A 14,741-nucleotide genomic window follows, 5' to 3' on the forward strand; every position below is an offset into this window, starting at 1 on the left:
CTTAAAAATATAGAAAACCAGCCAGTCGACGAAAATAGAAGTGTAGTTCCACTTATTCCCAAAAGTTGGAAACTGCGTCGATTTTCTACACCGTTGTCATTTATACTAAAAAAAAAGGAAAAACCCCACTGATATTTTCTCAGTAGAGCCTTTCTCCTAATAAACGCATTATCGTAAATTGAAATACTATTGAACTGCAATGCTATTAAAGTTTACAGCATTATTATTAAGATCAACAATGTCAATTGTACTTTGTGCTTTAACCTGAAGCCCACTTAATGTAGAAAGTGGAGACGCAAGCGCAATTGTTAACTTATTCCCTGAAATTGTCTCAGTAGCCTCAGCCAAAGGCGTTGTACTATTACCTTGGAAAACTTCTAAATCTGCTCCTACATTACCACCATCTTTAATTGCTTCACTAAATGTTACTTCAATATGAGTTGAATCAATTACTCTTGCTGCGACTACTGTTGGACGAACCGTCTCTTTAAAGCTACGTGCCTTAACATCTGCATCCATTACTGCTCCCGCACCAGTAGCTACATTTTTAACAGTAAAGATCCGATCTCCAGTAGTAGTAATAGCATCCGTTCTTAATGTTAACTCAACGGTTTTAGCATCACCTTTAAAAATTGCAGTTCCTTCAAATGGTGAAGAAATGCCTTCTACAGCATAATTTGATAGATTTAACGCAGTCGCAGGTGAAACTTCACGATCAAAGCTAACAAGAATTTTGTTATTTGTTTGGTTAAAATTAGACACTACTGGCTTTGTTGTATCAACTGCTGTTCCAAGTTTGAATGTTACAACTCTAGCAGCTGACGAATTAGTAGCTGTATCTAATGCAAAACCTACCGGTAAGTTTAGAGTAAAGTCGCCAGTTAATGCTGGTAATTTTACTTCAATTGATTTACCGTCCGCTCCGTTAATTAAATTAGAACCGCCAGCTAATGCTGGAATAGCTCTTGTAATATAATCTGAACCTACATAAGTACCTGTAATTGATTTTGTAGTATCCACCGTTACATCTTCATTGTAATTTAATACAAGATACTGCTGTCCACTTACATTTTTGATACTTTGGCTTACGTATAGTGGTGCATTTCGATCAGTAGTAATTTCTACTACCTTTGTCACTGCATCCATCGTATTTCCTGCCAGGTCTTTAACCCCACCAATTACAAGACTTTGCACACCAGCAGTTAAACTTGAAGAACTAAATGTTACGACTTTTTTACTTGAATCAATTGAAGTTGATATTCCAGCTGATACTCCATTTACAGTTAATGTAGCACCAGTAGTATTTACTTCTTCAGAGAAAGTGACAGCAATTTTGCCAACGCCAGCTGAAGCAACAGATGTTACTGTTGGTTTCACCGTATCTACATCCTTTTTAACGACCGTTACAGGAATTGGATTTGGTGTTAATAAGTTTCCTGCAAAGTCTTTAAGTCCAGTGATTGTAAACGTATAGTTTTGGTCTTTATTCATTAAAGCTGGAAGTGTCACTGAGAATGATTTTTTATTTGCTGATAAGGTAATGTCACCAGCATAAACTGCAAAACTTGTAGGACCAGCTACAGATAACGCAGTCGCAATTTCTGAAGTCGTTGCATTGATTGGTTCACTAAATGTAAATGTCGCATTTCCGTTAGGTAAATATGTTAACCCAACAAAAGTAGGACGAATTTGATCAGAAACTGTAATCGTGAATGTCTTTTTAGCAAAATCTACTTTATCAGTAGATTTAACTTTATCAATAATGACATCATAACGTTTATCTAGTTTTGATGAAGATGTGACAGTTAATGTTTTCCCATCTGTACTAAGTTCACCTGTAAGCGTCCCTGCAGCAATATAGTCAAGGCTATTTACCGTTACAACTCCTGAAAATAGATTCCCATTTGAGTCAAAAATCGCAGATGAGTCTACAGCTTTATTGAACTTAATTTCAATTTGTGAAGCGTTAATTGCATTCGCTGTCAAAATTGTAGGAATAGCTAACTTGGCTTGTTGAACTAAAATTCGATTTTCTAATTTTTCCTTGTACTCTTTATCTTTTAGACTTGAAACTGCAACTTTAGCAGCTTTTAATTTATCAGCATCATCAGAAGTTAATGCTTCATACGCTACAACAGCTTCAGTTGCTGCGTTATATTTATTTACTACATCTTGAATCTCTTTAGCTTTCTTATCAATAGAAGTAATTAATGAAGCTTTTTTACTTAAATCTTTCAACTGTGCTACTGCAGTTTCTGCAGATTTTTTTACCGAAGCTGATTTATTTGCATCAGTTGGGTTCGTTACATTAAAACTTTCATATTTTTTCACGGCTGCAACAGCTGCATTGTATTTTGTTACAACACTTTGGATGTCTTTTTCCTTTTTATTAATGGAAGCTGTTAATGAAACTTTTTTACTTGAATCACGTAACTGCGCAACTGCACTTACAGCTGATTTCTTTATCGCTACTGATTTATTAGCATCCGTAGGATTTTTTACATTATAGCTTTCATATTTTTTTACAGCAGCTACTGCAGCATTGTATTTTGTTACAACAGCTTGATTCGCTTTTTTCTTGTTAGCAATACGGTTTAATAATTTAGTTTTTGTAGACTTATACTTTGAAGAAGTTAATTTTGCAACTGCAGCTCTTGCAGCCTTTTCTTTTGTTTCTGCTGCTTTTGCGTTTGTAGGGTTTGTTACATTAACAGCTTCATATGCTTTTACAGCTTTCTCCGCAGTTTGAACTACAGTTTGAGCAGCGGCAGCAACAGGAGCTACGGCTGATGCTACCATTGCAGCCGTTAAAGCAGAAGTAATTATTTTTTTATTTTTGTTTAATGCCATTCCAGAGGTCCTCCCTAAGCTTATTTTCTAGAATAAAAAGTAGTAACTTGCTCTCTTTGCTGCCAAACTAAGATGATTAATTACCCTTATTCAAAACTTGTTAAATTTTGGGTAAATTAGCTTTTTTTTCTAGTTTTTTTTACAACGCTAGTATACAACAGCGAAATAGACATTTTTTCTTCAAATAGGTCTAATTTGTTACAAACATCACAAATTCAAATGTCATTTTTATGCATATCCCTTATATATCAAGGTGTTTTACTATTTTTGAACGTTTTTTGTCTAACGATTTTAAAAGGCCGAGAGCCAGTACTTCTTTTTTCATTTAAGAAAACATCCGTTTATGTCGAAATTATTTATGTAATTAATCCTGCTTTTCACTGTTATCAATAAATCCACACTATAGCTAGTCCGAGCAGCTCAAAACTTTTAATAGTGTTAAATAGAATTAATAAATTACCAGCTAAGGAGGAGTACTTTGATCCAGACTTTACAAAAAATCATTGGCAATCGAAAATTAAAAGAATACAAAAGGATTGTATTAGAGATAAACTCAAAAGAATCATTCTTTAAAAACCAAACAGATGCAACTCTACGCGAATTTACCTATATATTGAAGCAAAAAATTGCCAGCAATACAGCAACTATACAAGAAATTAAAACAGATGCTTTTGCTCTTGTACGTGAAGCTTCAAAGCGAGTGCTAGGCATGCGTCATTATGATGTTCAATTAATCGGTGGACTTGCATTATTAGATGGAAATATTGCTGAAATGCCAACCGGGGAAGGTAAAACATTAGTTTCATCTTTACCTGCTTTTACTCATGCGCTTGAGGGAAAAGGCGTCCATATTATTACTGTAAACGAATATTTGGCTCGTCGTGATGCCAATCAAATGGGTCAAATTCACGAATTTTTAGGTCTTACAGTAGGCTTGAATATTCCCAATCTAACCTTGGATGATAAAAAAGCTGCGTACAATGCAGATATTACTTACGGAATCGGAACAGAGTTCGGTTTTGATTATTTACGGGATAATATGATTGTCTCTTCTATTGAACAAGTTCAGCGTCCATATCATTATGCAATTATTGATGAAATTGATTCTATTCTAATAGATGAAGCTAAAACACCACTAATTATCGCAGGAAAAAAGGCTGCACAGTCACACTTATATTCTCTCTGTGCGCGATTTATTAGCACATTCATTAAAGAAAGAGATTATTTATTTGACGAAGAAACTAAAGCAATTACATTAACAGAAGCAGGTATCTTGAGGATTGAAAAAGCATTTATGATTGAGAACTTATATGATTTGGAGCATTCGACCCTTTTCCACTATGTCCATAATGCTTTAAAAGCAAATATATTATTTCAACGAGATATTGATTACATTGTTCAAGAAGACGAAATTCAATTAATTGACTTATTTACTGGTCGTATTATGGAAGGTCGATCATTAAGTAACGGACTCCATCAAGCGATTGAAGCAAAAGAAGGTTTAGAAACTACTGATGAAAATCAAACTGTTGCCTCTGTCACAATACAAAATTACTTCCGAATGTATCCAATCCTTTCTGGCATGACTGGGACCGGAAAAACTGAAGAGAAGGAATTTCTACAAGTTTATAACATGGAAGTTGTTAGCATTCCGACAAATAAACCTTTTATCCGTTTGGATTATGAAAATATCGTATTTGAAAAGACAGAACAAAAGCTCAAAGCAGTTTTGGCTGATGTTTTGGTGAGACATAAAAAAGGCCAACCTATTCTAATTGGAACAACTTCCATTCGTCAGTCAGAAATTGTTGCAAAAGTACTTGAAGAAAAATCATTACCATTTCAGCTTTTAAATGCAAAAAATGTTGAAAAAGAAGCAGAAATGATTGCCTTAGCTGGTCAGCGAGGAATGATCACCATTTCAACCAATATGGCTGGTAGAGGAACTGATATTTTATTGGCTAAAGGTGTAACTGAGTTAGGAGGACTTCATGTAATTGGAACAGAGCTTCATGAAAGTGAGCGCATCGATTTACAACTAAGAGGTCGTGCGGGGCGACAAGGAGACGCGGGATCATCTCAATTCTATTTATCATTAGAAGATGAGTTATTTGTAAGATATAATGCAGAAAAACTTGAAAAAATATATAAGAACCTCCAATTTGACCAATTTGGGAAAGTAATAAAATCTTCCATCCATGACTTCGTATCTTCAACACAAAAGCTTTGTGAAGCATATCAGTCTTCTATTCGTGAATGGCAGCTTAAAGTAGATGGGGTTGCAAATGAGCACCGCCGTATATTGTATGAGTTGCGAAGTAATTTATTATTAGCCAACGATTTAGAGTGGTTTATCCACCATTTAGACGGGACAGTTGATAAATATTTAAAAGAATTTTATCCCGAAAATAGTACCCCTGAAGATTGGAATCGACTAGAAGCCAAAACTACACTAGAACAAATTATCCCTCCACTGCGAATTGATGTTATACAGTTCAATACTAGATGGGAAGTATTGGATAACGTAAATGAAGCTCTAATTGAATATAAGACCGTATTACGCGGGATGGCCGATGAGGAAAAGGTAGAAATTACTAACAATTTGAAAAATTCCGCATTAAGTACTATAGATTTATATTGGTCTGAACATTTAGAGCATTTACAACATTTGATAGAAGGGATAAACTTAAGACAGTACCAACAAGAAGATCCAATTCGATTATATGAATTAGATGGATTTACTCTGTTTGAACATACTTTTAGCATTATTCAACAGGAATTATCAGCAAGTCTTGCTTCAACATTTCAAGAATTATCTTGTCCACAGGGGGTAGAAATACAAAATGTTATCATCGATTAAGCGTTTATTACAAAAAGGTAAAGATTCAACAGTTTCATCGAGTGATTTATTGCAACAACCATCTACTGATCAAGCAGTTCAAGTTGAAGAGAATGAACTGAGTGATGTTTTTCCTAAAATATCATTTCATCCACTGATGCATATTGAAGATGAAAGACGATATGTTTATCAGTTTTTAAATAATGAACTTGCTCCTTTAAAACCAAATCAATTGTCATTATCTGCAATCGAGCTTGAAGCTAATGAAGATGGCAGTGCAACGGTTACAGCTTTCGTTCGAAATAGTTTAGAAAAGGCAGTTCATTTAGAAGATGCAATCCTTTTATTAATTAGCGAAGAAGGAGAAATTTTAGGTAAAAAAGGATTCAAATTAGAAGAACTTGGGGACATGCCTCCTTGCAGTAGTCGCCCATGGCACTTTGTATTTGAAAGAGAGTTTTTACTAAAAGAAGACTTGCCGGAAAAGGGATTCGAATTAGCCTTTGACTTGTCAAAAACAATTCATAGATTAGATATAGATCCAACATGGGAAGGCCGACTTACAGAAGAACAAATCACTGAATTAAGCAACCTAGTAAATACTTTACCTAAATTACGTGTAAATGAAGTAAGCTTACATGCTTTACGCGCTAACTATAATGATGATGGAAATTTAGCTGTAAATATTTTAGTTCGAAATGGTTCCACAACAGCAGTAAATCTAGAGTTACTACCATTAGAAATGTTAAATGAAAAAGGCGAAATAATTGCAAAAGGTTTATTCACACTACCACCATTAACAATTCAAGCAAATACAAGTAAACCATGGACATTTATCTTCCCACAGGAACTAGTTGAAATCCAAGCATTTTCTCAATGGTCAATTAGAGTGCCAGACCAGGAAGTAATTTAAGATAAAATCAAAAAACAGGACAAACGATCCAAAAAGATCCTTTGACCTGTTTTTTTATATTCTGTTCCTTCCCCCGCTTATCTAATCATCAGCTGTATATCCTTCTATTAGCTCTTTAATCATCATTAGCTTATCCCCATCAGATTTTAGTTTATATTCTACTTTTTGACTTAAATACAAACTAATGATCTTTGTTGCTTTGCTTATTTGTTTATCAAAAATGTAATAAGAAACTGGTAGTATTTTCTCATCCCCATTCCTGAATTGTACTTTCGTTTTGTTTTTTTCTTTAATATATTTATTGATTTGGATAAAGTTTAGCCATTTACATGATTTGTTATTTTGCGAAGATGTAGGAACCATAATAATTGTTAAAGTGGCATTAATCATAAGAGGAATCTTTTTCATAGTTGGGTATTTACTTTTGACGACTTCAAGATGGCCTTTAGTAGAGTGATTATGGTAGAGGGCTGATTCTTTTAAAATTGCTTTCATTGGCCGTTTTGAATAGATTATACCTTTGTTATTATCAGTAATTTTTGTTAAATATTCTGGGTGGTCTGCAGCTTCAATTAGCATCGTTTCATATGAAATTACATAATCTAACTTTGACATATATGCCTCCCTATAGAATTTTTACATATTGATTATATCAGAATAATCTTACCAATTTTTTGAAGATTCTATGTCTGTGAAACTAGTATTTTAGTAAATTTTACTTTTTTTTAAATCATCAATAGATAAACTTTTATACGCTCATTCTTTTTATATTTGATGTTTTCGTATCGAAACTAAAAGTTTTTATTAGTTATTTAATTTCATAGTTAATCTTTTCATAAATGCCATATTTCTTTTATTTTTATATAGTTACTTCACCGCGGAATCTATATAAGGGCATGCCTTTTTAGAAAGGCAAAAGGAATGAAAAATTGTGATGCACACTTAGGATACCAACCTTTTTCGGGAAAAGTAAAACCTAGTACATTTGAGGAATGTTTAAGTCAATATTCTCGTATGATTAAAACAATTATAAAAAAGCTAAATATTTATAAAAACTTTGATGAATATTATCACATTGGACAAATCGCTTTATGGACAGCGTATCAACACTATGAAAGCGAAAAAGGGAGTTTTTCTAGTTATGCTTTTTTCACTGTGAGAGGTTATTTACTTAACGAGCTATCTAAAGCTGTTAAATATGATGAACGAAACGTTGTCGTCGATCAGTGTATTGAAGATGCAACATATTATGATGATGCATTTCTACTTGAGGATTTTATGAGCTTACTTGATGGACTCTCTCTCCAACAAAAGCAAATTTTAGTTAGACGCTTTTATTTCAATCAAGAATTTGCCCAAATCGCAGACGAACTAAATATGAACGAATCTAGTGTCAGATCCAGCTATCGCTATGCATTAAAAAAATTAAGAGGATCAAAATAAAACTGCAAAAAAATAGAGTAATTTTTCAACTAATTACTCTGTTTTTTAGTTTACTAACCGACTAGTTATCAACTATAAAAAAACTAATACTTTATTCCTATTTCAATTACTCCCAAAATCATGCCATACAGATTACTTCTAAACTTTGTCTAATCTAACTCTAAACTAAATAACAAACCAAAAATGTTATTTTAAAATTAGTAAATTTTACTATTTGAAATATATAATTCGACATTTTTTCTTTAAATGTCGAATTATATTTCCTTGAAACTTTTTCCATTATTTCAATTATAAAAAAACACCTTGATTTATCTAATGCTCTTAACACAAATGAAACATTATTAATATAATTGTATTATTTCATAACTACAAATTCCTACAAAGTATGAATTCAATTCGTTATATAATTGTTATATAAAGTTCAAAAAAATTATAACAAGTATATCAAAACACTCTCTAGAAAAAGGCAAACCAATTGAGAAATTGGGACGCAAAGCCACTGGTCTTAGTTGAGAATACAGCAAAAAAGTACTAGTTTACTGTATATTTCCACGATTAATCGAACTAAGATAGCAGGGTTACCTAGGTATTTTGTACCTTATTTTTAGGAGGCTATAATCCATGTACAGTGAATTAGAAAGCAATTCTACAGATTTAAATTGGATCGACCTACTACTTGAATGCATTGAAGTAGGCATAAGTCCTGACGAAGTCCGCTCATTTCTTTACAATTGCGTTAAAGATTCATGTCAAAACTAGGAGAATTACTCCCCACTATGATATACTTTTTGTAATAGTCAAAAAGATATGGAGTAGCTTATATGATTGGAGAACGAATTAAAAAACTACGTTTACAACATGGAATGTCCCTTACAGAACTTGCAGAACGTGCTGGTATCGCAAAATCTTACATAAGTTCGATTGAACGGAATTTGCAAAGTAATCCTTCGATTCAAGTACTTGAAAAAATTGCAGGCGTCTTCAATACAACGGCAGAAAGCCTCCTGAAAGATGATATTGATCCAACAAAAATAATTGATTCTGAATGGATGGAAATCCTTCAAGAAGCAATTGATTCAGGTATACCAAAAGATGAACTATTAAAATTTATTGAGTTTAATAAGTATAAGCAAGGTAAATAAACCTTCAAATTAAATTGACTTTAATTTGAAGGTTTTTTTTACGTACAACAACTGAGGCGTCCTAACAATAGTGTAAGTGACACATAGTCAGCCACTATTAAAATTAAGTAATATTGCTGCTCTGAGTCATAGCCTGGCTAGAAACTAAATGGGGGTATTTTAGTAGCGTTTTTCAATTAGAGGTTGATTCTATAGTCACTATATATCGAATTTTAGTAGATTTCTTCACTTTTTTAGTCGGTTAAGAAAGAATTAGAGAGTATTTTTTAACTTTTCTTTTACTTTGTTCTCATTTATAGCCATTATTAGGTTGGAATACCCTTACCTGTATAGGTAATTTCTTATCTAACTTAAGTTGCTAGGATATTTAATTGCACTTTCACTATTTTTAATTGCAGTTCTGTTCATTTTAATTGCAGATTTACTTATTTTATTTGCAGATTCTCTATTTTTATTTGCACTTCGACCTTTATTTGCAGTTACTGGCACCTTATTTGCACGGTTCATCAGTTTATTTGCACCATCAACACCTCTTTATATGCAGTTTCTAACTCCCTATTTGTAAGCTTCACTAGTTTATTTGCACGATCAGCACTCTTCTTTTCACTTCGACTTTATATGCAATTTCTGGCACCTTATTTTCCCGTTTCACTAGTTTATTTGCAATCAACACTCTTCTTTTCACCTCGACTCTTATTCGCTGTTTCTGGACCCTTATTTGCACGATCATCACTCTTATTCGCACCCTGACATTTTCTTTGCACTTCAACTATCATTCAACTACTCTACATTTTAAATTTGTTCTATGAAAATAAAAATGAGGATGTCCCCTAAAGTTATACTTTTAGGACATCCTCATTAGTCGGCTAATTATTTGCGTAAATCATATTTTAATGAAATATTGTCAATATAACCAGCATCCTTACTTCCGCTACCAGATTTATCTTTTGCGTAAGTAAGTTTTAATACGTGTTTACCTGGTTTGATTCCAAGGTTTACGTTAGACCAGTGGTTATCTGTTCCTGACTCACTAACAAGAACATTATCATCTAATGAAATTGTTAAGATATCTTTATTTAGTTGTGAAAGAACTAAATAATCAAAAGATAAGAATGCATTATATCCATTGTCTGGAACGTTAATTGTCACTTCGGCAGTAGAAGTTTGGCTGTTTGAAATATTACCACTAATCAAGTAATAATCAGTTTTTCCATCTACTTTTGAATTATTTCTTTCCCAATCACCAGTAATTGCAAACGGTGAGTTTCCACCTTCAAAGTTTTCTAAAAAGCTATTTTGTGGCGTATATAATCCACCAGCTAGAGAGTCTAAATCAGTAAGTGTATCATTTTTAATCGTTGTTGCTTTAGTAGCTAATGCTTTAGATTTTTTGAATTCTAAATCATTAGTAGCGTCATTAATAATTTGAGTTACTTTATCAATTTGACCTTGTAAGTAGTCTTTTACTTGTTGGTCAGCTGATTGTTTTTGCATATCAATTAATTGGCCTAAAGTTTGTTTAGCCGCATTGATTGCATCTTCTAAATCATCAAGCGCTTTAGCTTGCTCATCTGTAATCTTTTGTTGGCTGTTTGAAACTTGTGAACTGAAGTCTGGTTTTAATCCATTAACTTCACTTTCAACTCCAGTAGTTGTTTGCGAGTTTAATTGTGAAACTAAACTTGAAAATTGACCAGGCGTGTTTTGTTTAATTCCAGATAAAGAATCGTTAATCGCTTGAATATGCTCATTAGATTGGCCGTTAATTTTATTAACACCAGCTTGTTCTAACTCACCTTGTTTATTATTTACGCCTTCTTCTGAGTCAGTAACTAATGCACTTAATTTATCTTTTAATGCATTAATCTTTTCAGAAGTTTTAGTACCTAAAGTACTACTTACAGTTGATTTTGCATCATTTAATAGTTGAGAGGCAAAATTTTTAAATAAGTCCCCAGCATTAGTCGTTGCAAATGCCAAACTAGATGATGTTACTATTCCAGCAGCCAGAATTCCGACTGCAATCTTCTTTTTAATTGACTTTTTTTCCATTTCTTTCGTGCCTCCATTAGACAGATTACACTTTAAGTGGTTTCGCAATTTTATGAATAGGTAGAATTGAAATAAGTACATAACCTTTAATATCTTTAATCGGAATAAATCCAAAATCTTTACTTCGACTATCGAAGCTTATTCCCGGTTCACGGTTGTCCCCAACAACAAATAGTTTGTTCTTAGGAACAGTTATTTGTGCCATATCATCAGAAGTCCCATTTGTTGAGATCTCTGGAACAGGCTTGTTGTTCACATAAATAATTCCACTTTTAATAAAGACTGTGTCTCCAGGAACTCCAATTATTCGTTTTACAATATTAATCCCTTCACTTTTTAAACTCATAATCGCTACATCTCCAAGTTCGGGGTCATGTGTAAAACGCTCTAATTTATTCACAAAGACTAAATCGCCGTCATTTAAAGTAGGATACATTGAAAATCCACTTACTTTTGTAAGTCCAACTGTATTTAGTAAAATAACTAAAAGAACACCTAAAATTAGAAAGAACTTTAGCCAATCAATTAATGACTGACGAAAAGTGTTTATATTCTTATCATCCACTACCTTTTGTTCTTCAACTTTTGAAGCATCCATTACTGTTGACCTTCCTCGCTAGACTGTTCTTGGCTGTTTTTATTTTGTGAATCATCATTTTTAGAGTTAGATGTTTCATCTGAATCATCATTATTCCTTGAGTTCACCGTAGGAACTTGTTCATTTATTTGCTCTTTTACTTGTTCCTGTGCATTTTGTATGATTTTGTCAATTTTAGCTTTTGCTTCTTGTACATCTTTTTCATTCTTGCTATCAATTTGCTGAATCAATTGATCTCCGTACTTTTGAAGTTCTTCCTGTGATTCTAAGCTTTTTTGTGATGCATATTTTTGTATTTCATCAGCAGATTCCTTCGCTTTTTCTTGCACCTCTGTGATTAGACGTGCTTTTTGCTTAGTAGACTCCGCTTCCGTCATTCCAATAATATAATCATTTGCTTGCTTAGTTTGTTGGCTTGTCCATGCAGTCATTGCTGCAGGTAAATTCGTATCTGCAAATGAAAACGTTGTTGCGATGAGTAATCCACCACTCAACGTAACAGATCCAATTATAAGCTTTTTAAATTTTTGGGAGATCCTCGTTTGTTTTTCCGTTTTTTCAGTGCGATTCTGCATAATTTACCTCCTAATGACTACATGAAAAAAACAAACTTTTAAATTTTTCATAATTTAATAGATTTATGTACTAATAGTTAACTATTAGTTCTTATTTATTAATTGCGTCTACTAAATCTTGCATATCTTTAGTTGCATCATTAATAGCTTTTGTTGACGTATCGTTTAAAGTTTTGATTGCATCAGCTTTTTGTCCATCGATTTCAGCTTCTAATGCAGTTTCAATACGAGTAATTTCAGCAGATAAGTGTTCTAAAACAGCCTTTTCAGAAGCTGTTGATTGATCAGTAATTAAAGAATTAATTTCTGCTTTAGCATCTTGAATTTTTTGAGTTAATGCGTTTACAGCTGCACTACGAGAAGAATTTAAGTTAGTTTGAAGCTTTGTATCTGCGCCTTTAGCTACTGCTGAAAGCTGTGTATTGAAACTACTGTTTAATGTAGTTGCCAATGCATCTAAATCAGAAGATGTTTTACCATTTGTTGTAGAAATGTAGTTAGCAAAATCAGCTGGGATACTCATGTTTAAAGCAGCTAAAGCGTCAGAAATTGCAGTAAGATGTTCATTTAATGCTGCAGAAATTTGTTGGTTTGCAAATTTCGTTTGAGCATCTCCAACTAATTCAATGTTGTTTGCAGCATCAACTTTGTAGTTATTAACGTTTGTTTTCATATCTGCAACTGAAGAATCATATTTTGATTTATATGATGAAGAAAGCTCTGTTTTTGCATCAGAAGTTTTCGTATTAGCCCAGTTTGTTAATAAATCACCAGCGTTCGTGCTTGCAAAAGCGATTCCTCCAGAAATAACTAGACCAGCAGATACAATTCCAATTACAACTTTACTTTTAACCTTTTTCATTTCTCTCTCTCCTTAAATTGTATATGGTATGTATTTGTTCTTGCGTGAGAACGTATACAACTTAACTATACAAAAGACCAAATAATCTAACAATTGCGCCAAGCACTTAAAAAAACTGCTATTTCTACAATATTCTACATATTTTTTGTCTAATTTTGTCGATAGTTGTATTGTTTTTTATTTTTGCGTCGTTTCTTGTAATTAAAACGCATCTTTTAGTCTATCAGCCTACTTATTAGTCCTTATTACCTAGAAATTCCCATCTCCACACCTACCAAAGTTGAATTTCTTTTTACTCCTATTTTGTTTATAGAGATAATAGACTTAGGACTTTTTATATGTTTAACTGTAAAAAATTGAAATCATTATAAATTTTGTAGAATTGGTTACAAATATTCGATTTGTATTTTCCGCTCTTTATACTCTTTCGATGTGTTCACTATACTGTTTATGAAAAAATTGGTTTAAACATAAAAAAAACACTCGTTATGTAATATAGTTAACCTATATACATAACGAGTGCTTTTTTATTTTAAGATTAGTTCTTATTGTGCTAGTCCTAACTGGTCCCGCAATTCATTTGAAAGTGCTAGACGATTTTTTTCCGGTACCAAATAATAGTAGATCCCTTTAATCATCTTCCCACTTCCTTGTAATTGCTGTTGTTCAATACTGGCAGTAGCACCACGGTAGTCCTTCTGAATCTCGAACATCTGCTGCATTGTAAAATTTGTTTCTAAATTTTTATTGATTGAATTTAGTATGTCCTTATAACTTACTAGGCTTTTAATTTTTGTTCCTTTATTAATAACTTCTTGAATAATTTGACGCTGTCTAGCTTCTCGACCGAAATCACCTTGTGGGTCTTCATATCGCATACGAGAAAAACTTAGCGCCTTCTCTCCATTTAAAGACAATAACCCTTTTTTAAAATGAAAACCATCATTAGTGAAGTCTAGTGTATTCATCACTTCTACACCACCAATTGCATCTACAATATCCTTAAACCCCTCCATATTGACTTCTAAATAGTAATCAATAGGAATGTTTAAAAACTTCTCTACAGTGTTTACGGTCATCTGTATGCCACCGAAGGCAAATGCATGGTTAATCTTATCAACACTATTTTTCCCTACAATTTCAGTTCGAGTATCACGTGGAATACTAATAATTTTTGTTGTATGCTTTGTAGGATTTACTGTCATTACCATAAGGGAATCTGAGCGCCCTTTGTCACCTGGTCGTTTGTCTACTCCTAGGAGTAGTACTGAAAATGGATTTTTTTCTTTCATATTTAATGGCGCACTTCTTTTAGTTGTTTTCTCTATAGGTTGATAAATTGTACTGGTCGTTTCCGCGACTTGATGGTAGATATAAAATCCTGTTGCTCCAACTATAACCGCTAAACCTAATACAACTAATCCAATTCGTAACATTATTTTTTTCCAGGTCATGGGTATTGCTCCT

13 protein-coding genes and 1 riboswitch are annotated in these 14,741 nt (G+C 33.0%); of the genes, 5 read left to right on the forward strand and 8 right to left on the reverse strand.

Annotated elements, in window-relative coordinates:
- Nucleotides 1-186: 186 nt before the first annotated feature.
- Nucleotides 187-2,850 carry an Ig-like domain-containing protein gene (locus tag CN692_RS09115; RefSeq protein WP_098118838.1) on the reverse strand — a complete coding sequence of 888 codons (2,664 nt, stop codon included), beginning with the start codon at nucleotides 2,848-2,850 and terminating at the stop codon, nucleotides 187-189.
- 478 nt (nucleotides 2,851-3,328) lie between these two features.
- Between CN692_RS09115 and secA2 the strand changes: the two genes are divergently transcribed.
- Nucleotides 3,329-5,710, forward strand: a complete 2,382-nt coding sequence (gene secA2, locus CN692_RS09120; protein ID WP_098118839.1) for an accessory Sec system translocase SecA2 — start codon at nucleotides 3,329-3,331, stop codon at nucleotides 5,708-5,710.
- The gene (locus CN692_RS09125) at nucleotides 5,694-6,602 is read left to right on the forward strand and encodes an accessory Sec system S-layer assembly protein (protein WP_098118840.1); all 909 of its coding nucleotides are present in this window, start codon (nucleotides 5,694-5,696) and stop codon (nucleotides 6,600-6,602) included. The genes secA2 and CN692_RS09125 overlap by 17 nt, the downstream gene beginning before the upstream one ends.
- Before the next feature lie 81 nt (nucleotides 6,603-6,683).
- On the opposite strand, the gene CN692_RS09130 is transcribed toward CN692_RS09125, so the two are convergent.
- Nucleotides 6,684-7,217, reverse strand: coding sequence for a competence protein ComK (locus CN692_RS09130; RefSeq protein WP_098118841.1), 534 nt, complete (start codon nucleotides 7,215-7,217; stop codon nucleotides 6,684-6,686).
- A 306-nt stretch (nucleotides 7,218-7,523) separates the two neighbouring features.
- Between CN692_RS09130 and CN692_RS09135 the strand changes: the two genes are divergently transcribed.
- The 3 genes from CN692_RS09135 to CN692_RS09140 all read left to right on the forward strand — a co-directional run bounded on the left by CN692_RS09135 (nucleotide 7,524) and on the right by CN692_RS09140 (nucleotide 9,187).
- Nucleotides 7,524-8,045 carry a sigma-70 family RNA polymerase sigma factor gene (locus CN692_RS09135; protein WP_098118842.1) on the forward strand — a complete coding sequence of 174 codons (522 nt, stop codon included), beginning with the start codon at nucleotides 7,524-7,526 and terminating at the stop codon, nucleotides 8,043-8,045.
- A gap of 455 nt (nucleotides 8,046-8,500) precedes the next feature.
- Nucleotides 8,501-8,631, forward strand: a riboswitch (cyclic di-GMP riboswitch).
- Nucleotides 8,632-8,666: 35 nt separating this feature from the next.
- Nucleotides 8,667-8,804 carry an anti-repressor SinI family protein gene (locus CN692_RS26100; protein ID WP_172446378.1) on the forward strand — a complete coding sequence of 46 codons (138 nt, stop codon included), beginning with the start codon at nucleotides 8,667-8,669 and terminating at the stop codon, nucleotides 8,802-8,804.
- Between the two features lie 62 nt (nucleotides 8,805-8,866).
- Entirely contained in the window at nucleotides 8,867-9,187 is a 321-nt protein-coding gene (locus tag CN692_RS09140; RefSeq protein WP_098118843.1) for a helix-turn-helix domain-containing protein, read from the forward strand.
- Between the two features lie 345 nt (nucleotides 9,188-9,532).
- Here the strand turns inward: CN692_RS09140 and CN692_RS26105 are convergent, their stop codons facing one another.
- From CN692_RS26105 to CN692_RS09165, 6 genes are all read right to left on the reverse strand, one after another.
- Nucleotides 9,533-9,694: a hypothetical protein gene (locus CN692_RS26105; protein ID WP_179874400.1), complete on the reverse strand. Its 162-nt coding sequence runs from the start codon at nucleotides 9,692-9,694 to the stop codon at nucleotides 9,533-9,535.
- Between the two features lie 363 nt (nucleotides 9,695-10,057).
- Nucleotides 10,058-11,239, reverse strand: coding sequence for a hypothetical protein (locus CN692_RS09145; protein ID WP_098118844.1), 1,182 nt, complete (start codon nucleotides 11,237-11,239; stop codon nucleotides 10,058-10,060).
- A gap of 25 nt (nucleotides 11,240-11,264) precedes the next feature.
- The gene (gene lepB / locus CN692_RS09150; protein WP_098118845.1) at nucleotides 11,265-11,837 is read right to left on the reverse strand and encodes a signal peptidase I; all 573 of its coding nucleotides are present in this window, start codon (nucleotides 11,835-11,837) and stop codon (nucleotides 11,265-11,267) included.
- A complete protein-coding gene (locus CN692_RS09155; RefSeq protein WP_098118846.1) occupies nucleotides 11,837-12,412 on the reverse strand; it encodes a hypothetical protein in 576 nt (191 codons plus the stop codon). Before CN692_RS09155 ends, lepB begins: the two co-directional genes overlap by 1 nt.
- A 91-nt stretch (nucleotides 12,413-12,503) precedes the next feature.
- Nucleotides 12,504-13,274, reverse strand: coding sequence for a hypothetical protein (locus CN692_RS09160; protein WP_098118847.1), 771 nt, complete (start codon nucleotides 13,272-13,274; stop codon nucleotides 12,504-12,506).
- Between the two features lie 545 nt (nucleotides 13,275-13,819).
- On the reverse strand, nucleotides 13,820-14,728 hold the full coding sequence (locus CN692_RS09165) for an LCP family glycopolymer transferase (RefSeq protein WP_098118848.1): 909 nt from the start codon (nucleotides 14,726-14,728) through the stop codon (nucleotides 13,820-13,822).
- Nucleotides 14,729-14,741 lie beyond the last annotated feature (13 nt).

It is taken from the genome of Bacillus sp. AFS002410, from assembly GCF_002556365.1.
GTDB lineage: Bacteria > Bacillota > Bacilli > Bacillales > Bacillaceae_G > Gottfriedia.

What these genes read in the sequence shown, in the direction of transcription:
- CN692_RS09115 (WP_098118838.1), bottom strand. Translation starts at nt 2,850, where the DNA reads ATGGCATTAAACAAAAATAAAAAAATAATTACTTCTGCTTTAACGGCT.
- CN692_RS09125 (WP_098118840.1), top strand. Translation starts at nt 5,694, where the DNA reads ATGTTATCATCGATTAAGCGTTTATTACAAAAAGGTAAAGATTCAACA.
- CN692_RS09130 (WP_098118841.1), bottom strand. Translation starts at nt 7,217, where the DNA reads ATGTCAAAGTTAGATTATGTAATTTCATATGAAACGATGCTAATTGAA.
- CN692_RS09135 (WP_098118842.1), top strand. Translation starts at nt 7,524, where the DNA reads ATGAAAAATTGTGATGCACACTTAGGATACCAACCTTTTTCGGGAAAA.
- CN692_RS26100 (WP_172446378.1), top strand. Translation starts at nt 8,667, where the DNA reads ATGTACAGTGAATTAGAAAGCAATTCTACAGATTTAAATTGGATCGAC.
- CN692_RS09140 (WP_098118843.1), top strand. Translation starts at nt 8,867, where the DNA reads ATGATTGGAGAACGAATTAAAAAACTACGTTTACAACATGGAATGTCC.
- CN692_RS26105 (WP_179874400.1), bottom strand. Translation starts at nt 9,694, where the DNA reads ATGAACCGTGCAAATAAGGTGCCAGTAACTGCAAATAAAGGTCGAAGT.
- CN692_RS09145 (WP_098118844.1), bottom strand. Translation starts at nt 11,239, where the DNA reads ATGGAAAAAAAGTCAATTAAAAAGAAGATTGCAGTCGGAATTCTGGCT.
- lepB (WP_098118845.1), bottom strand. Translation starts at nt 11,837, where the DNA reads ATGGATGCTTCAAAAGTTGAAGAACAAAAGGTAGTGGATGATAAGAAT.
- CN692_RS09155 (WP_098118846.1), bottom strand. Translation starts at nt 12,412, where the DNA reads ATGCAGAATCGCACTGAAAAAACGGAAAAACAAACGAGGATCTCCCAA.
- CN692_RS09160 (WP_098118847.1), bottom strand. Translation starts at nt 13,274, where the DNA reads ATGAAAAAGGTTAAAAGTAAAGTTGTAATTGGAATTGTATCTGCTGGT.
- CN692_RS09165 (WP_098118848.1), bottom strand. Translation starts at nt 14,728, where the DNA reads ATGACCTGGAAAAAAATAATGTTACGAATTGGATTAGTTGTATTAGGT.